Annotated in this window: 13 protein-coding genes; 11 read left to right on the top strand and 2 right to left on the bottom strand. The window is 65.4% G+C overall.

All coding sequences use genetic code 11. From position 1 onward, the window contains the following. Nucleotides 1-123: 123 nt before the first annotated feature. A complete protein-coding gene (locus O0881_RS22245; protein ID WP_251350229.1) occupies nt 124-1377 on the top strand; it encodes a cyanophycinase in 1254 nt (417 codons plus the stop codon). On the opposite strand, the gene O0881_RS22250 is transcribed toward O0881_RS22245, so the two are convergent. Further along, nucleotides 1368-2564, bottom strand: coding sequence for a DUF418 domain-containing protein (locus O0881_RS22250; RefSeq protein ID WP_289913100.1), 1197 nt, complete (start codon nt 2562-2564; stop codon nt 1368-1370). The genes O0881_RS22245 and O0881_RS22250 overlap by 10 nt on opposite strands. Before the next feature lie 8 nt (nt 2565-2572). Continuing rightward, nucleotides 2573-3175 carry a TetR/AcrR family transcriptional regulator gene (locus O0881_RS22255; protein WP_289913102.1) on the bottom strand — a complete coding sequence of 201 codons (603 nt, stop codon included), beginning with the start codon at nt 3173-3175 and terminating at the stop codon, nt 2573-2575. Nucleotides 3176-3384: 209 nt separating this feature from the next. Here O0881_RS22255 and O0881_RS22260 point away from each other — a divergent pair, with 209 nt between their 5' ends. From O0881_RS22260 to O0881_RS22305, 10 genes are all read left to right on the top strand, one after another. Then, nucleotides 3385-4827 carry an IgA Peptidase M64 gene (locus O0881_RS22260; protein WP_289913105.1) on the top strand — a complete coding sequence of 481 codons (1443 nt, stop codon included), beginning with the start codon at nt 3385-3387 and terminating at the stop codon, nt 4825-4827. A gap of 427 nt (nt 4828-5254) precedes the next feature. Then, complete coding sequence (locus O0881_RS22265) at nt 5255-5440, top strand: hypothetical protein (RefSeq protein ID WP_143451452.1); 186 nt, start codon at nt 5255-5257, stop codon at nt 5438-5440. Then, nucleotides 5437-6219 carry an enoyl-ACP reductase FabI gene (gene fabI, locus O0881_RS22270; RefSeq protein ID WP_289913107.1) on the top strand — a complete coding sequence of 261 codons (783 nt, stop codon included), beginning with the start codon at nt 5437-5439 and terminating at the stop codon, nt 6217-6219. Before O0881_RS22265 ends, fabI begins: the two co-directional genes overlap by 4 nt. Nucleotides 6220-6229: 10 nt before the next feature. Beyond that, nucleotides 6230-7678 carry an efflux transporter outer membrane subunit gene (locus tag O0881_RS22275; RefSeq protein ID WP_289913109.1) on the top strand — a complete coding sequence of 483 codons (1449 nt, stop codon included), beginning with the start codon at nt 6230-6232 and terminating at the stop codon, nt 7676-7678. 18 nt (nt 7679-7696) lie between these two features. After that, nucleotides 7697-8770 (top strand): HlyD family efflux transporter periplasmic adaptor subunit, encoded by a 1074-nt coding sequence (locus O0881_RS22280; protein WP_289913110.1) that lies wholly within the window; start codon nt 7697-7699, stop codon nt 8768-8770. A gap of 2 nt (nt 8771-8772) precedes the next feature. Continuing rightward, entirely contained in the window at nt 8773-11520 is a 2748-nt protein-coding gene (rbbA, locus tag O0881_RS22285; protein WP_289913112.1) for a ribosome-associated ATPase/putative transporter RbbA, read from the top strand. A gap of 1 nt (nt 11521) precedes the next feature. Next, a complete protein-coding gene (locus O0881_RS22290) occupies nt 11522-12646 on the top strand; it encodes an ABC transporter permease (protein WP_099666483.1) in 1125 nt (374 codons plus the stop codon). Between the two features lie 47 nt (nt 12647-12693). Next, nucleotides 12694-14958: a DUF3141 domain-containing protein gene (locus O0881_RS22295; RefSeq protein ID WP_289913113.1), complete on the top strand. Its 2265-nt coding sequence runs from the start codon at nt 12694-12696 to the stop codon at nt 14956-14958. 9 nt (nt 14959-14967) lie between these two features. Continuing rightward, on the top strand, nt 14968-16383 hold the full coding sequence (locus O0881_RS22300) for a bifunctional enoyl-CoA hydratase/phosphate acetyltransferase (RefSeq protein ID WP_289913115.1): 1416 nt from the start codon (nt 14968-14970) through the stop codon (nt 16381-16383). Further along, nucleotides 16380-17597: an acetate/propionate family kinase gene (locus O0881_RS22305; RefSeq protein WP_289913116.1), complete on the top strand. Its 1218-nt coding sequence runs from the start codon at nt 16380-16382 to the stop codon at nt 17595-17597. The genes O0881_RS22300 and O0881_RS22305 overlap by 4 nt, the downstream gene beginning before the upstream one ends. The last annotated feature ends 176 nt before the right edge of the window (nt 17598-17773 follow it).

A 17773-nucleotide genomic window follows, 5' to 3' on the forward strand; every position in this document is an offset into this window, starting at 1 on the left:
TGTCATATGCAGCAAGTAGTATCGTAGTGCGATGGCGTTGGATTGCAAGCAGCAGTTTTGGCAGCAAGGGCGCGTGCCTGTATCAACAAATATGCGCCACTTTCCTTGTATTCGAAAGGCATCATGAAATCATCTTCAAGCCTGTATCAACAATTGTGCGCCGCGCTGCTGTTCGCGCTGGCATTGTGCAGCGTCCAAGCCGTGGCGGCGCCCGGCGGCAGCGCCATCGGCAGTGCGCCGCAGGGGACGCTCGTCATCATCGGCGGCGGCCTGCGCGCCGATAATGCCGAAGTCTGGCAGCGCATCGTCAAGTTGTCGGGCGGGCCAGGTGCGCGCATCGCCGTGCTGGCCTCGGCCGCGATGAACCCTGAAAAATCGGGCGAAAGCATTATCAAAAAGCTGAACCAATATGGCGCCGATGCCTTTTTCGTGCCGCTGGCCGTCAAGCTGCCGAACAGGGATTACCGCAAGGCCGCCGAAGACCCGGCCATCGTCACGCAGATCAAGTCGGCCAGCGGCATCTATTTTGCCGGCGGCGACCAGGGGCGCATCACGCAAGCCTTGTTGCGTCCGGACGGCAGCCGCACGGCCGCGCTGGAAGCCATCTGGTCGGTCTATCGCAATGGCGGCGTGATCGCCGGTTCCAGCGCCGGTGCCGCCATCATGAGCACCACCATGTTCTACGACGCCAAACCCGTGCTCGACATGCTCAAGATGGGGGTGACGGATGGCCGCGAGATCGCGCCGGGCCTGGGCTTCATCGGCAGCGATGTCTTCGTGGACCAGCATCTGCTGGTGCGCGGGCGCTTTGCGCGCATGATTCCCGTGATGCTGAAAAAAGGCTATCACCTCGGGCTGGGCATCGATGAAAACAGCGCCATGGTGGTCGACGCCATGCGCGACGTGGAAGTCATCGGCTACAGCGGCGCCCTGCTGATCGACCTGTCGGGCGCCATCAGCGACCGTGGCGTGAAAAATTTCAATATCAGCAATGCGGCCATCAGCTACCTGGACCGAGGCGACAAATTCAACCTTGTCACGCGCGTGTTTACGCCCTCGCCGGACAAGGCCGACAACAAGCTCGATCCTAACCAGCCCGACATGCGCGAACCCGTGTTCACCAACGATATCCTCGGCAATAACGCCGTGCTGGACCTGATGGGTAATTTGATCGATAACGCGCAGCAGGAAGCCATCGGCATCGCCTTCGGCAACCCGCGCGACCCATATCCGGACCTGGGCTTCGAGTTCCGCTTCAGTAAAACGGTCAACAGCGTCGGCTACAGCTCGACCGAGGCGGAAGCGTATTCGGTACTGAAACTGCGCCTCGACATCCGCCCCATCCAGCTGCGCCAGCCCCTGTATCGCTACAAGTAAGCGGTGCGCCGCCAGCGCGGCCACGCGGCGATCGTCAAGGCCCTGAGCAGCCACTCGACGGGGCCATACGCGTGGCCGCGCAGCCACCAGCGGCTCAATGGCAGCTGCAGGCCGAAGATGATAGCTGCTAGCGCCAGCGCGCCCAGCGGCGACACGCTGCCCATCAGCCGCGCGCCATACGCGAGGAACAGCACGGCGCAGATGGCCGACTGCAGCAGGTAGTTCGACAGGGCCATGCGGCCCGTGTCCGCCAGCAGCGCAAACAGCGTGCCGTCGCGCAGGCGCTCGAACAGGGCCAGCGCCAGCGCCAGGTAGGCGCCCGCCAGCAGCGGCGCGCTCGCCAGGCCCACGGCCAGTCCCGCCACCTGCCATGCCTGGCTATCGCCATACACGGAGGTCCACGCGTAGAAGGCGGCGCCGGGCAATCCCGCCAGCGCTCCGGCCCACAGCAGGCGGCGGCGCAGCGGCAGGTAATCGCTTGCGTGCAGCAGCATCTCGCGCTTGCCGGCGGCCAGGCCACACAGGAACATGGCCAGCGCGCACGGTGCCTGCACCAGCAGCAGGACGATCCAGATTTCATCCAGTTCGCGCAGGTGCTGATGGACGACGGCGACTGGCGTGGCGTGGTAGGCGGCCAGCGCGCTTGCCGCCTTTTGCGCCATCGCCACGGTGTTGTCCGCGGCGTCGCCCGCCGGCTGCAGGCTTTGCAGCCAGGCCATGCCTGCCCAGAATGCCACGCAGACGGCGACGAGTATCAACGCCAGGGACAGTGCCTGGCGCTCGCCGCAGCGGTGCAGCGCCAGCAGCACGATGCCCAGCAGAGCGTAGGTCGTGAGTATGTCGCCATGAAACAGGAAGACGGCATGCAGGGCGCCGATCAGCCACAGGCCCGCTTGTCGGCGCAGCATGCGCGGCACGAACGGCGCGTCGGCGCGCGCGGCCGCCTGCATCTGCAAGGTGAAGCTGTAGCCGAACAGGAAGGAAAACAGCAGGTAGAACTTGGTTTCGAACAGCAGGGCGACGATAAAGTGCGTGGCGCGGTCCACGCCGCCGTGAAAGGCGGGATCGGTCAATCCCAGGCCGAACCAGGGTGTGGCGAAGGCGCCGATATTGACGACCAAAATGCCGAACAGGGCGCAGCCGCGCAGGGCGTCGACGTCGGCGATACGCGTTGGCCGGGTTTGCATGGCGCCGCTCATGCCAGGGCAGGGCGTAGGAAGCGCGCCAGCAGCAGGTGCAGGCTGGCGCGCTGCGCCAGCGGTGCATAATCGGGATCGACGGCGACCCGGTTGAAGATGCCATCGATCAGCGCGGCGATCCAGCTGGCCGTTTGCGCGGCGTCCAGCGCGGCGTCGACCTGGCCCCCTGATGCCGCCTCTTCCAGCAAGGCTTGCAAGCCGCCGCGCAGGCTGGCGTCGTTGTGCGCCACCCTGGCCGCGATATCCGCGTCGCGCATCGCCTCGGCGGATATTTCCAGCGCCAGCCCCGCAAAGTCGTCATCGGCCGCCAGCGCCAGCACCAGGTCCATGAAGTCGAGCAGGGCGCCGTAGGCATCGGCGCTGCCTTGCACGCCGGCGAAATAGGCGGCCGTCTCGCTGCCTTCCTCGTCGACGATGGCGGCGATGATGGCTTGCTTGGTGGGGAAGTAGTGAAACAGGTTGCCGGGACTCATGCCCGCTTGCGCGCAGATGACGGCGGTGCTGGTCTGGTGAAAGCCCTTGCGCGCAAAGCAGTGGCGCGCGGCGGCAAGAATGGCGTCGCGGCGGGCCGCGTGTTTGCCGGGATCGATGGTGCGCATGGCTCTTTCCTTTAATTAATCGACTAGTCAGTCTAATATAAATCGATTCTATCGCATGCTCAAGCAAATCGCGTGAAATGGGCGCTTTGCACGCTCGCATCCTGTCGCTACAATGTGCCGCAGCGGTTTTTCCCGCGCCTGCCGGCAGGCCCGCCGATTGTTTGGAAAACCGTTCCCTTCACCTGTTTTTCTACCGTTTTAGGAATGACATGCAGCAGACTCCGATCCGATCCTTCCTCTGCGCGCTGGCGCTGGCCGCCGGCATCGTCCCTGCCGCGCAGGCGGATAATGCGCCGCCGCCGGCTACCATGCGCCTCGATTACCAGCACAGCGGCAATGCGCTGGGTGAGCACTATGCGGTCGAGCGCGTGCTGGTCGAGCCCCTGCCATGGCCGGGCAACCCGGCGCGTCCCATCGACGACAGCAACCGCGGCAACAACCTGCTGGAAGTGGTCGACATCAAGTCGGGCACGGTGCTGTACTCGCGCGGTTTTTCCACCATCTTCGGCGAATGGGCCAGCACCGATGAAGCGAAGACCACCACGCGCGCCTTCCAGGAATCCGTGCGCTTTCCGCAGCCCGAACACCCCGTGCGCGTGCGCATCCTCAAGCGCGACGAGCGCGGCCTGTTTTCCGTTGTATGGAGCACCGATGTCGACCCTGCCGCGCAGGACGTGATCCGCAAGCAGCCGCCGGCGCCCGTCAAGCCGATCCCGATCCGCATCAGCGGGCCATCGCCCGACAAGGTCGACCTGCTGATCATGGGCGACGGCTATACGGCCGCCGAAATGGGCAAGTTCGAAGCGACGGCGCGCAAGCTGGCTGAGCATCTTTTCACCGTCTCGCCATTTCGCGAGCGGGCCAAGGATTTCAACGTGTGGGCCATGGCCGCGCCGACCCAGGAGTCGGGCGTGTCGCGTCCCTCGACGGGCGTGCATCACGCGTCGCCGCTGGGCACGCGCTACGATATCTTCGGCAGCGAGCGCTATGTGCTGACGACGGATAACCGCGCGCTGCGCGACCTGGCGCAGTATGCGCCGTATGAATTCATCGAAATCCTCGTCAACAACGATACCTATGGCGGCGGCGGCATCTTCGGCCAGTTCAGCACGGCGGCAGCGAATAACGATTGGGCCAACTACCTGTTCGTGCATGAATTCGGCCACCATTTCGCCGGCCTGGCCGACGAGTACTACACCTCGCCCGTGGCCTATCAGTCGAATGGCGAGCGCCAGGAACCGTGGGAGCCGAACGCCACGGCGCTGCGCGATCCGGCCAGGCTGAAATGGAAGAATCACGTCAAGGCCGGCACGCCGCTGCCGACGCCATGGCCGAAGGAAGCATACGACAGCCATGCGCGCGAATACCAGAAGCAGCGCGCGGCCCTGCGCGCGGCCAACCGCCCGGAAAGCGAGATGAGCGACTTGTTCAAGGCCGACCTGGCGTACACCCAGCAGCTGTTCTCGAAGGCGCCGCAGCGCCATGCGGTGGGCGCCTTCGAAGGCGCGAACTACGAGTCGTCCGGCTACTACCGGCCCGAGATGCAGTGCATCATGTTCGACCGCAGCGAGACGTTCTGCTCCGTGTGCCAGGATGGCATCAGCACCATCATCGACCTGTATTCGCGTCCCGCCGCGGCGCCGGGCAAATAATGCCGCTCCTGCCGCATCCGTAATACATGGGGGTCATGTTGCATCGCAATAGCATGGCCCCTATTCTGCCTCTCCTCACCGTCTGCCTTCCGCCCCTGCCCGGCGCTGCTTGTTTTCCAGGCAATACCAATTGTCGCTCACCTGCGCGCTTTTCTTCTCGCTAGCCCAGTGATATTATCAAATAAATACGTCCGCACGCTTGCCTGAAAAATATTTCATTTAGATAATATTGAGGTAAAATTTGATTTACATCAATGTTGCATTGCCGCAATCGCACTTATAGTTGACCTAGCTCAAAGCGTCATGGAATGCGGATCGGACTCATCACGAATCACGCGTCTAAATGCTGTAGAGTAATTTCGCCCCGTACCAGTTCCCCGAAAATGCACTGGTGCGTGCCTCGAATTTCAGTGACGGAAGCCGATTCATGAAGATGCAGACCCCCGCGCCTGACGCGTGCAGTACCTTACACCCCCACACTCCCATTGCCTTGCCGTATGCGCGTGCCGGCGGCGTGACGCTGGCCACTTGCGCCGCCGCCATGCACGCCGGCGCGGTGCGATGCGTGCATGCGGCCACGCCGTGGCCCGCCCTGCGTCCAGTCCAGGCATGACGGCCGACTTGCGGCCCTTGCCTTTGCAGGGCAAGCGGGGCCTGGTGGTGGGTATCGCCAACACGCAAAGCATCGCCTGGGGCTGCGCCAGCGCACTGCGCGCGGCCGGCGCCGAACTGGCCGTGACCTGGCTCAATGACAAGGCCCGTCCATACGTGGAACCGCTGGCGCAGCAGGTGCAGGCGGCCATCATGGCGCCGCTCGACGTGGCCGTGCCGGGCCAGCTCGAAGCGCTGTTCGCGCAGATCGAACGGCAATGGGGGCGGCTCGATTTCGTCGTCCATTCCATTGCCTATGCGCCGAAGCAGGACTTGCATGGCCGCGTGACGGACAGTTCTGCTGATGGCTTTGCGCAGGCGATGGATATCTCCTGCCACTCCTTCATGCGCATGGCGAAACTGGCCGAACCGCTGATGCCGGACGGCGGCAGCCTGATGACCATGAGTTATTTGGGCGCGGAGGAAGTCGTCGCCGACTATGGCCTGATGGGGCCCGTGAAGGCGGCGCTGGAAGCGTCGGTGCGCTACCTGGCCGCCGAACTGGGCCCGCAAGGCATCCGCGTCAACGCCATTTCGCCGGGGCCGCTGGAAACGCGGGCCGCTTCCGGCATCGCCCATTTCGACCGCCTGATGGCCGACGCCATCGAACGCTCGCCCATGCGGCGCCTGGCCACCATCGAGGACGTGGGCGCGCTGTGCGCCTTCCTCGCCGGCGACGGCGCGCGCGCCATCACGGGCGGCGCCCTGTATGTCGATGGCGGCTACAACATTCTGAATTGACTGGAAGAAGATGACCATGGCTGTTCCTACTTTGCCCAACCGCGCCAGGATGGCCGCGCTGGCCACCGCGCTGGCCCTGGCCGGCTGCGCCTCGATGGCGCCGCCGTATGCGCCACCGCCGCTGCCCGTGGCGGCGCAGTATCCGGAAACCGATTCCGCCGGCGCGCACGCGCCCGACGTCGCCTGGCAAGCCTATTTTGCCGATCCGCGCCTGCAGGCGCTGATTGCTCAGGCGCTGGCCAGCAACCGCGACATCCGCATCGCCGCGCTGCGCGTGGAAGAAGCGCGCGCCGCGTATGGCATCCAGCGCGCCGAACAATTTCCCACCATTGCGCTGGGTGCTTCGGGCAGCCGCGCGCGCGTGCCCGGTGACCTGAGCGTGACGGGCCGTCCCATGACGAGCGCGCAGTACCAGACAGGCTTGAACGTGAGCGCCTGGGAACTCGATTTCTGGGGCCGGGTGCGCAGCCTGAAGGACAGCGCCCTGCAAACCCTGCTGGCCAGCGACGAGGCGCGCCGCGCCGTCGGCGTGGCCCTAGTGGCGCAGGTAGCCAATGGCTACCTGGGCTTGCGCGAACTTGACGAACGGGTGGAACTGGCGCGCGCCACCGTCGACAGCCGCGCCGAATCGCTGCGCATCTTCACGCGCCGCTTTGAAGTCGGGTCGATTTCCAAGCTGGACCTGACGCAGGTGGAAACCTTGCTCAGCCAGGCCTTGTCGCTGTCGGCGCAGCTGGAACAGGCGCGTGCCGTGCAGGCGCACGCGCTGGCACAGCTGGTGGGCGGCCCCGTCGACCTGACGCCGGTGGCTGGTGAGGTGCGCCGCTTCGACGACGCCAGCGTGCTACAGCCGCTGCATGCGGGCATGCCCTCGGCTTTGCTCACGCAGCGTCCCGACCTAGTGGCGGCCGAACACCAGCTGCGCGCTGCGCAAGCCAATATCGGCGCCGCGCGCGCCGCCTTCTTCCCGACGATTTCCTTGACGGCAGCCTACGGCACGGCCAGCGCGGAATTGAGCGGCTTGTTCGATTCGGGCAGCGGCGCGTGGAATTTCGCGCCGCGCCTGGTGCTGCCGATCTTTGACGCGGGCCGCCTGCGCGCGAATATGGAACTGGCCGAAGTGCGCCGCGACGTGGCCGTGGCCAATTACGAAAAAAGCGTGCAGGGCGCCTTCCGCGAAGTGGCCGACGCGCTGTCGAACCGGCGCTGGCTGGCGCTGCAGGTCGATATCGGCAAGACGACTTTGGCCGCGCAGAGCGAACGGGCGCGCCTGGCCAAGCTGCGCTACGACAATGGCGCCGCGCCCTACCTGGAAGTGCTCGACGCGCAGCGCGACTTGCTGACGGTCGAGCAGCAGCTGGTGCAGACGCGCCGCGCGCTGCTGTCCAGTCAGGTCAGCCTGTATGCGGCGCTGGGCGGTGGCGCGCCAGCCACTTCTGCCTCCGCTTCCACCCACTAATTTGATCGCCCCCATACCATGACTCCACAACTGAAGAAAAAACTCATTCCCGCGGCGCTGGTCGTGGCCGTTCTCGTACTGGGCTATGTGGCCTGGCAAAAAATGCGTCCCACGGGCCCAGGCGAAGGTTTCGTCAGCGGCAATGGCCGCATCGAAGCGACGGAAATCGACGTCGCCACCAAGCTGGCGGGCCGGGTCAAGGAGATCCTCGTGCGCGAGGGCGACTTCGTCAAGTCGGGCCAGCCGCTGGCCACCATGCAGGTCGATTCCCTGACGGCCCAGCGCGACGAGGCGCGCGCGCGCCAGCAGCAGGCGTCCGACGCGGTGGTGGGCGCGCAGGCGCAGGTGGCAGTGCGCGAGAGCGACAAGGCGGCCGCGCTGGCCATGGTGGCGCAGCGCGAAAGCGAACTCGATGCGGCCAAGCGCCGCCTGGCCCGTTCCGAAACCCTGTCGAAGGAGGGCGCTTCCTCGGTGCAGGAACTCGATGACGACCGCGCCCGCGTGCGCAGCGTGGCTGCCGCCCGGAATGCGGCCAAGGCGCAAGTGACGGCGGCGCAGGCGGCCATCGACGCGGCAAGGGCGCAGGTGGTGGGTTCGCGTTCCGCCGTCGTCGCCGCCGAGGCGACGACGGCGCGCATCGATTCCGACCTGGCCGATGGCCAGCTGACGGCGCCGCGCGACGGCCGCGTGCAATACCTGGTGGCGCAGCAGGGCGAAGTACTGGCGGGCGGCGGCAAGGTGCTTAACCTGGTCGACCTGTCGGACGTCTACATGACCTTCTTCCTGCCCGAGACTGCGGCCGGCAAGGTGGCGCTGGGCGGCGAGGTGCGCATCATCCTCGACGCGGCGCCCAATTACGTGATTCCGGCGACGATCTCGTTCGTCGCGGCCAGCGCGCAGTTCACGCCGAAGACGGTGGAAACGGCCAGCGAGCGCCAGAAGCTGATGTTCCGCGTGAAGGCGCAGATCAGCCGCGAGCTGCTGCAAAAGCATCTGGCGCTGGTGAAAGTGGGCTTGCCTGGCGTGGCCTGGGTGCGTCTCGATGCGAAGCAGGCATGGCCCGCTGAACTGACTGCCAAGGTTCCGCAGTGAGCATGGACGTGAACTCCTTTGTCGTCAGCATCAAGGGCGTCAGCCAGCATTACGGCAAGACGGTGGCGCTCGACGCCATCGACCTGGACGTGCCGGCCGGCCGCATGGTGGGCTTGATCGGGCCCGATGGCGTGGGCAAATCGAGCCTGCTGTCGCTGGTGGCCGGCGCGCGTGCCGTGCAGCAGGGCAGCGTGATGGCGCTGGGCGGCGACATGCGCGATGCGCGTCACCGCGACGACGTCTGCCCCCGCATCGCCTACATGCCGCAAGGCCTGGGCAAGAATCTGTATCCGACCCTTTCGGTCGAGGAAAACCTGCAGTTTTTCGCGCGCCTGTTCGGCCACGACGCGGCCGAACGCCGCCGCCGCATCGACCAGCTGACCCGCAGCACGGGCTTGCAGCCCTTCCTGGCGCGCCCGGCGGGCAAGCTGTCGGGCGGCATGAAGCAGAAGCTGGGCCTGTGCTGCGCCTTGATCCACGATCCCGACCTGCTCATTCTCGATGAGCCCACCACCGGCGTCGATCCGCTGGCGCGGGCCCAGTTCTGGGACCTGATCGCCGGCATCCGCGTGCAGCGCCCGCAAATGAGCGTGATGGTGGCCACCGCCTACATGGACGAGGCGCAGCGCTTCGATTGGCTGGTGGCCATGGACGACGGCAAGGTGCTCGATACGGGCACGCCGGCCGAACTGCTGGCGCGCACGGACAGCGGCAACCTGGAAGCGGCCTTCATCAAGCTGCTGCCCGACGCCAAGCGCGCCGGTCACCAGCCCGTCGTCATCACGCCGCTCGATGCGGCCAGTGCGCAGGACGTGGCCATCGAGGCCAAAGACCTGACCATGCGCTTCGGCGATTTCACGGCCGTCGACCATGTGAATTTCCGCATCGGTCGCGGCGAGATTTTCGGCTTCCTGGGATCGAACGGCTGCGGCAAGTCGACCACCATGAAGATGCTCACGGGCCTCTTGCCGGCGACGGAAGGCAAGGCCTGGCTGTTCGGCAAGGAGGTCGATTCCAACGATATCGACACGCGCCGCAGGGTCGGCTACATGTCTCAGGCCTTCTCTCTGTACAGCGAACTGACGGTGCGCCAGAACCTGGTGCTGCACGCGCGCCTGTTCCACGTCCCGGAAGTTGAAATCGCTGCACGCATCGACGAGATGGCGCAGCGCTTCGACTTGCGCGCAGTGATGGACGACTTGCCCGACAGTCTGCCGCTGGGCATACGCCAGCGGCTGTCGCTGGCCGTGGCCATGGTGCACAAGCCGGAAATGCTGATCCTCGACGAGCCGACGTCCGGCGTCGACCCCATCGCGCGCGACAATTTCTGGCGCCTGATGATAGAGCTGGCACGGCGCGACCGCGTCACCATTTTCATTTCCACCCACTTCATGAACGAGGCCGAGCGCTGCGACCGCATTTCGCTGATGCACGCGGGTAAAGTGCTGGTCAGCGATGCGCCGGCAGAACTGGTGCGCAAGAAGGGCGCACCGTCGCTGGAAGCGGCTTTCATCGCCTACCTGGAAGAGGCGGGCGGCGGCACGGCGCCCGCGGCAGTGCAGGAAACGCCGGCGCCCGCGCAGGAAGCGGCAGTGCAGGCACCAGCGCCGCAGCACCGGCGCAGCCGTTTCAGCCTGGGACGCATGCTCAGCTACATGTGGCGCGAAACCCTGGAACTGCGCCGCGATCCCGTGCGCCTGACGCTGGCGCTGGGCGGCTCCGTCCTGCTGCTGTTCGTCATCGGCTTCGGCATCAGCCTGGACGTCGAAGACCTGAGCTACGCGGTACTCGACCACGACCAGACGACTTTGAGCCAGAATTACACGAACAACCTGGCCGGCTCGCGCTACTTCATCGAGCGACCGCCCTTGCGCGACTATGCCGATATCGACAAGCGCATGCGCAGCGGCGAACTGTCGCTGGCCATAGAAATTCCGCCCGGCTTTGCGCGCGACGTGCAGCGCGGCGCGCCGGCCCAGGTGGGCGCGTGGATCGATGGCGCCATGCCGATGCGCGCCGAAACCGTGCAGGGCTACGTGCAGGGCATGCATCAACTGTGGCTGGCCGACCAGGCCTTGCACCGCTATGGCATCACGATGAACAACCCCGTCGCCATCCAGACGCGCTACCGCTACAACCCGGACGTGAAAAGCCTGCCGGCCATGGTGCCGGCCGTGATTCCCCTGCTGCTGCTGATGCTGCCGGCCATGCTGGCGGCGCTGTCCGTGGTGCGTGAAAAGGAACTGGGCTCCATCATCAACCTGTACGTGACGCCCGTCACGCGCCTGGAATTCTTGCTTGGCAAGCAGGTGCCGTACGTGCTGCTGGCCATGCTCAATTTCATCCTCATGGCGCTGCTGGCGGTGACGGCCTTCGGCGTGCCGATCAAGGGTAGCCTGCCGACCCTGATCGGCGCCACCTTCATCTTCAATATCTGCGCCACCGGCATCGGCCTGTTCGCGTCGACCTTTACGCGCAGCCAGATCGCCGCCCTGTTCGTGACCATGATCGGCACCATGATCCCGGCCATCCAGTTTTCAGGCCTGCTCAATCCCGTCTCGTCGATGGAAGGCGTGGGCAAGGCCATCGGCCTGATGTACCCGGCCACGCACATGCTCAATATCAGCCGGGGGGTGTTCAACAAGGCGCTGGGCTTTGGTGACCTGCATGCCTCGTTCTGGCCCCTGATCGTGGCGATCCCCGTGATCCTCGGCGTGACGGTGGCGCTGCTGAAGAAACAGGAGAGCTGATATGCGGCATCTTGAAAATATCTACCGCCTGGGCGTGAAGGAAATCTGGAGCCTGATCCGCGATCCCATGATGCTGATCCTGATCCTCTACACGTTCACCTTGGCCATCTACGTGGCTGCCACGGCCAAGCCGGAAACCCTGCACATGGCCTCGATTGCCATCGTCGACGAGGATGGCTCACCCCTGTCCGGGCGCATCGCCTCGGCCTTCTTTCCGCCCCAGTTCACGCCGCCGGCCATGATCAACCAGAGCCAGGTCGATGCGGGCCTCGATGCGGGCCAGTACACCTTCGTGCTGACGATACCGCCCAAGCTGCAGGCCGACGTGCTGGGCGGGCGCCAGGCGGAGCTGCAGCTGAACGTGGACGCCACGCGTATGAGCCAGGCCTTCAGCGGCAGCGGCTATATCCAGCAGATTGTCGCTGGCGAAGTGGCCGAATTCGCCAAACGCTATCGGGGCGCGACCGTCTCGCCGGTGGAACTGGTGATGCGCGCGCGCTTCAATCCATCGCTGAGCCAGGCCTGGTTTGGCTCGCTGATGGAAATCATCAACCAGGTGACGATGTTATCGATCATTTTGACGGGTGCGGCCCTGATCCGCGAGCGCGAACACGGCACCATCGAGCATCTGCTGGTGATGCCCGTCACGCCGGCTGAAATCATGTTGGGCAAGGTGTGGTCGATGGGCCTGGTGGTGCTGCTGGCCGCCGCCCTGTCGTTGAACCTGGTGGTGCGCGGCATGCTGCACGTGCCCATCGAAGGCTCGATCGCGCTGTTCCTGTGCGGCGCGGCGCTGCACCTGTTTGCCACCACGTCGATGGGTATTTTCCTCGCCACCGTGGCGCGCAGCATGCCGCAGTTTGGCATGCTGCTGATCCTCGTGCTGCTGCCGCTGCAGATGCTGTCGGGCGGCAGCACGCCGCGCGAAAGCATGCCCCAGCTGGTGCAGAACATCATGCTGATCGCCCCGACCACACATTTCGTCGAATTGAGCCAGGCGATTTTGTACCGGGGCGCCGGCATCGACGTGGTGTGGAAGCCGTTCCTGGCCCTGCTGGCCATCGGCACGGCCCTGTTTACCTTCGCGCTGGCGCGCTTTCGCAAGACCATCAGCCAGATGGCGTAGCCCCCGCGCCGGAATGGTCCGGCGTTTTTTGCATGAAAAGGATAGCCATGAAGATCGAAGCTGCACCATTTTTCTCCACCGGCGGCTTGCCGTCGCTGGGCGTGCTGGGCGACTATGCACGCGACTCGTGGCAGCGCATCGTGCTGTACGCGGACGTGATGCGCCGGCGCGGCAACCAATACCAGGAGCACATGGCCGAGGAAGTGCCGAACGTGCTGGACTTCCCCGCCGAACTGGTGATGTCCGGCCTGGAGCTGGCGCGTCCCGTCAACTACGGCCTGGCGCGCATATTGACGCCCGATGCGCCCGAACCTGATCCATCGAAGCGGCCATTCGTCGTCGTCGACCCGCGCGCGGGACACGGTCCCGGCATCGGCGGCTTCAAGGCCGAAAGCGAGATCGGCGTGGCCCTGCGCGCCGGCCACCCGTGCTACTTCATCGGCTTCCTGCCCGATCCCGTGCCGGGACAGACGGTGGAAGACGTGATGCACGCCGAGGCGGCCTTCCTGGAAAAAGTCATCGCCTTGCATCCGCTCAGCGAGGGCAAGCCTGTCGTCATCGGCAATTGCCAGGCGGGCTGGCAAATCCTCATGACGGCAGCCATGCGCCCGGAATTGTTCGGTCCCATCATCGTGGCCGGCGCACCCGTGTCGTACTGGGCCGGCTGGCATGGCCGCAATCCGATGCGCTACGCGGGCGGTCTGATGGGCGGCAGCTGGGCCACGGCGCTGGCGGGCGACCTGGGCAACGGCCGCTTCGACGGCGCCAGCCTGGTGCAGAATTTCGAGAAGCTCAACCCGGCCAACACCCTGTGGAGCAAACAGTACAACCTGTATGCGAACATCGACACGGAAGCGCCCCGTTACCTGGAATTTGAAAAGTACTGGGGCGGCCACGTGTTCCTCAACGACGTCGAGATGCAGTACATCGTCGACAATCTGTTCATCGGCAACCGCCTGGCCACGGCGGAGTTGATCACGTCCGATGGCGTGCGCCTGGACTTGCGCAATATCCGTTCGCCCATCGTCGTCTTTTGCTCGAACGGCGACAACATCACGCCGCCGCCGCAGGCGCTGGGCTGGATCACGGACCTGTACCGCGATGACAAGGATGTGCTGATGCACGACCAGACCATCGTGTATGCCGTGCATGACAGTATCGGCCACCTGGGCATCTTCGTCTCGGCCAAGGTGGGACACAAGGAACACCAGAAATTCGCCAGCAATATCGATCTGATCAACCTGCTGCCGGCCGGCATTTACGAAGCGCGGATTGTCGACAAGACGCCCGACACGCCGAACGCCGACCTGGCCAGCGGCGACTATGTGCTGCAGGTCGAGCACCGCGGCATCGAGGATGTGCGCGCCATCGTGCAGCCAAGCGTGGAAAACGACCGCAAGTTCGCCGCCGCTGCGCGCGTGTCTGAAGTGAACCTGGCCTTGTACCGCACGTTTGCGCAGCCGTGGGTCCGCGCCATGGTCACGCCGCAGTCGGCGCGCTTCCTGCAGCTCGCGCATCCGCTGCGCGTGTCGTACGAACGCTGGACGGACCACAATCCGCTGGCCAGGCTGGTGGCCAAGGAGGCGGAAAAAGTGCGTGCCCACCGCCAGCCGGTGGCGCCCGACAATCCGCTGCTGGCCATGCAGGAAGCAGTTTCAGGTGCCATCACGGCCGGCTTGAACGGCTGGCGCGACTGGCGCGACACGGTGCAGGAAACCACCTTCGACCTGGTGTACGGCTCGCCCCTGGTGCAGGCGCTGACGGGGCAAGCCATCGGCGACACTACGCCGCCACGTCCCCATCCCGGCATCTCGCCCGAGCATTGCGAATACGTGCGCTGCGAAACGCGCAAGATGGACGAGGACATGCAGCGGGGCGGCCTGGTGGAAGCGGCCGTGCGCGCGCTGTTCTACATCTACCGCTTCCGCATGATCGCTGACGAGCGCAGGGTCAACTTGGCCCTGAAATTGATCAAGCCGCAGTACCGGCAGGATGTCAATATGGAGGAATTCCGCGGCATCGTGCGCCAGCAGGCGCGTTTGATGCTGCATGATTTCGATGCCGCCATCGCCGCCTTGCCGGTCCTGCTGTCGCGCGCCAGCCCGGACGACATCGGCGCGCTGTCCGAATGGCTGCAGCAAGTGCTGCAAGTGCCCGAAGCGCCGACGCCGGACGAGGAAGCGAGCCTGCAGCAGATGCTGGACGTCTTCGAGCGCGCGATCAAGACGCAAGCGAAGGCGTTGCCGTCGGACGCGCGCTCATCCCCTGCCGGGCCAAAAGCCAAGCCGGCCAAACACATTACCCCTGTATAGAAGACCACGATGACTACTACCCAAGACGATGACTTGAATATCGTACGTAACCGCACCTTCGACCAGATCGCCATCGGCGACAGCGCCAGCATCACGCGCACCCTGAGCATGGACGATATCGCCCTGTTCGCGGTGATGTCGGGCGATGACAACCCGCAGCACCTCGATGCCGAATTTGCCGCTGCCAGCCGCTATCAGGGCGTGATCGCCCACGGCATGTGGGGCGCGGCCCTCATTTCCGCCGTGCTGGGCACGCGCCTGCCCGGCGCCGGCACCGTCTACACGGGCCAGACCCTGCGCTTTTTGCAGCCCGTGCGCGTGAGCGATACGCTGGCCATCAGCGTCACCGTCACGGCCCTCGATCCGCGCAGCCGCCACGTGACCCTGGCGTGCCGCTGCGTCAACCAGCATGGCGCCGTGGTGCTCGACGGCGAGGCGCAGGTGATCGCGCCCGCCGAGCAGATCGAACGCCAGCGCGCCACCCTGCCCGAGGTACGCCTGCATAACGGCGACGGCACGCGGCGCCTGCTGGAACACGCGCGCACCCTGGGCCCCATCAAGGTGGCCGTGATCCATCCATGCGATGAACTGAGCCTGTCGGGCGCGCTCGACGCGCATGCGGCCGGCCTGATCACGCCCGTGCTGGTGGCGCCGCGCGCGCGCCTGGAAGCGGTGGCGCTGGAAGCTGGCCTGAGCTTGGCCGGCATCGCCATCGAGGACGTCGAGCATAGCCATGCGGCAGCTGCGCGCGGCGCCGAACTGGCGGGCAAGGGCGAAGTGGAAGCCTTGATGAAGGGCAGCCTGCACACGGATGAACTGATGTCGGCCGTGCTGTCGGCCAGCGCCGGCCTGCGCACCAAGCGCCGCATCAGCCACTGCTTCCTGATGCAGACGCCCGCGTATCCGCGTCCCTTCATCATCACGGACGCGGCCATCAATATCGCGCCCAACCTGGCCATGAAGGCCGACATCGTGCGCAACGCCATCGACCTGGCGCACGTGATCGGCGTGGCCAGGCCGCGCGTGGCCATCCTGGCCGCCGTGGAAACGGTGAACGCGGACATGCCCGCCACGCTCGATGCCGCCGCCCTGTGCAAGATGGCCGACCGCGGGCAGATCACGGGCGCGATCCTCGACGGCCCGCTGGCTTTTGACAACGCCGTCTCGATCGCCGCCGCCACCGTCAAGGGCATCGTCTCCGAGGTGGCGGGCCGCGCCGATATCTTGCTGGTGCCCGACCTGGAAAGCGGCAACATGCTGGCCAAGCAGCTCGAATACATGGGCGACGCGGACAGCGCCGGCATCGTGCTGGGCGCGAAGATCCCCGTCATCCTGACCAGCCGCGCCGACTCGCGCGCCAGCCGCATCGCCTCGTGCGCTATCGCCGTGATGTTGGCCAACCATTACCGGAGCACGCCGCCATGAACGCAGCAGTCCAACATGCCGATGGCACCCTGATCCTGGTGCTCAATTGCGGCTCGTCGAGCATCAAGTTCGCCTTGTTCGAGCAAGCGGGCGGCGTGCTGCCGCAGCAGGCGCAATGGAGCGGCAAGGTCGAAGGCATCGGCCGCGAAAACGCCACTTACCGCGCTGGCGGACTGCCGGCAGTCGCCTTGCAGCTGGACCCGGAGCAGCCCCATCACGCGGCCCTCGAATATATCCGCGCGCAAGTGGTGGCGCAGCTGGACGGGCGTTCCTTGCGCGCCGTGGCGCACCGCGTGGTGCATGGCGGCAGCAAGTATTTCGCCCCCGTGCGCATCGACTTCACCGTGCTGGCGGACCTGAAAAGCTTTGTGCCGCTCGCGCCCCTGCACCAGCCGTTCGCCCTGGAGGCGATCGAGGTGCTGCTCGAATCGCGTCCCGACATCGCCCAGGTGGCGTGCTTCGATACGGCCTTCCACCACACGGTGCCGCAGGTCGAGCAGATGCTGGCCCTGCCGTACGATGCGTGGGAGCGTGGCTTGCGCCGCTATGGCTTCCACGGCCTGTCGTACGAATACCAGTCGCTGGTGCTGGAGCAGCGCTTCGGCGCTGTCGCGCGCGGCAAGGTCATCGTGGCCCACCTGGGCAGCGGCGCCAGCCTGTGCGCCATGGAGAATTTGCACAGCGTGGCCACCACCATGGGTTTTTCCGCGCTCGACGGCCTGATGATGGGCACGCGCTGCGGTTCGCTCGATCCGGGCGCCGTCATCTACCTGATGGAGATCGAAAAGCTGTCGCTGGAAAAAGTGGCGCATGTGCTGTACCACGAATCGGGTTTGCTGGGCGTGTCGGGCGTATCGGCCGACCCACCCGTGCTGCTGGCGCAGCAGGACCGGCAGGATGCCACGGGCGAGCGTATCCGCGCCGCGCTGGCTTTATATATCCGCCGCATCGTGCGTGAGATCGGCGCCCTGACGGCCGTGCTGGGCGGGCTGGACATGCTGGTGTTTACGGCCGGTATCGGCGAGCACAGCGCGGAGCTGCGCCAGCGCATCTGCGCCGAGCTGGGTTTTATTGGCCCCGTGCTCGATGCGGAGGCGAACGCGCGCAATGCCCGCCGTATTTCCAGCGATGCCAGCCGCATCGTGGTGGGCGTGGAGCCGGCCAATGAGGAGTGGGTGGCGGCGCGCCACGCGGCCCTGGCCGTCAGCGTGTGAGGTCCTGCAGCGTATGGCAGCGCTCGATGGGAAGTTTGCCGAAATGCACATATTCCCCGTTGAGTGCGCTAACGCACTGTGTGGTTTGCCCGTTATCTTTACTATGAAGTCATGCCATTGCGCTACATCAAGAAACAGCGCGATGCCTGGCAAATTTTGAACATTTTGCCCGCCTT

This window comes from Janthinobacterium sp. SUN100, assembly GCF_030397705.1.
Taxonomy (GTDB): domain Bacteria; phylum Pseudomonadota; class Gammaproteobacteria; order Burkholderiales; family Burkholderiaceae_D; genus Janthinobacterium; species Janthinobacterium kumbetense.

What these genes read in the sequence shown, in the direction of transcription:
- O0881_RS22245 (WP_251350229.1), top strand. Translation starts at nt 124, where the DNA reads ATGAAATCATCTTCAAGCCTGTATCAACAATTGTGCGCCGCGCTGCTG.
- O0881_RS22250 (WP_289913100.1), bottom strand. Translation starts at nt 2,564, where the DNA reads ATGCAAACCCGGCCAACGCGTATCGCCGACGTCGACGCCCTGCGCGGC.
- O0881_RS22255 (WP_289913102.1), bottom strand. Translation starts at nt 3,175, where the DNA reads ATGCGCACCATCGATCCCGGCAAACACGCGGCCCGCCGCGACGCCATT.
- O0881_RS22260 (WP_289913105.1), top strand. Translation starts at nt 3,385, where the DNA reads ATGCAGCAGACTCCGATCCGATCCTTCCTCTGCGCGCTGGCGCTGGCC.
- O0881_RS22265 (WP_143451452.1), top strand. Translation starts at nt 5,255, where the DNA reads ATGAAGATGCAGACCCCCGCGCCTGACGCGTGCAGTACCTTACACCCC.
- fabI (WP_289913107.1), top strand. Translation starts at nt 5,437, where the DNA reads ATGACGGCCGACTTGCGGCCCTTGCCTTTGCAGGGCAAGCGGGGCCTG.
- O0881_RS22275 (WP_289913109.1), top strand. Translation starts at nt 6,230, where the DNA reads ATGACCATGGCTGTTCCTACTTTGCCCAACCGCGCCAGGATGGCCGCG.
- O0881_RS22280 (WP_289913110.1), top strand. Translation starts at nt 7,697, where the DNA reads ATGACTCCACAACTGAAGAAAAAACTCATTCCCGCGGCGCTGGTCGTG.
- rbbA (WP_289913112.1), top strand. Translation starts at nt 8,773, where the DNA reads ATGGACGTGAACTCCTTTGTCGTCAGCATCAAGGGCGTCAGCCAGCAT.
- O0881_RS22290 (WP_099666483.1), top strand. Translation starts at nt 11,522, where the DNA reads ATGCGGCATCTTGAAAATATCTACCGCCTGGGCGTGAAGGAAATCTGG.
- O0881_RS22295 (WP_289913113.1), top strand. Translation starts at nt 12,694, where the DNA reads ATGAAGATCGAAGCTGCACCATTTTTCTCCACCGGCGGCTTGCCGTCG.
- O0881_RS22300 (WP_289913115.1), top strand. Translation starts at nt 14,968, where the DNA reads ATGACTACTACCCAAGACGATGACTTGAATATCGTACGTAACCGCACC.
- O0881_RS22305 (WP_289913116.1), top strand. Translation starts at nt 16,380, where the DNA reads ATGAACGCAGCAGTCCAACATGCCGATGGCACCCTGATCCTGGTGCTC.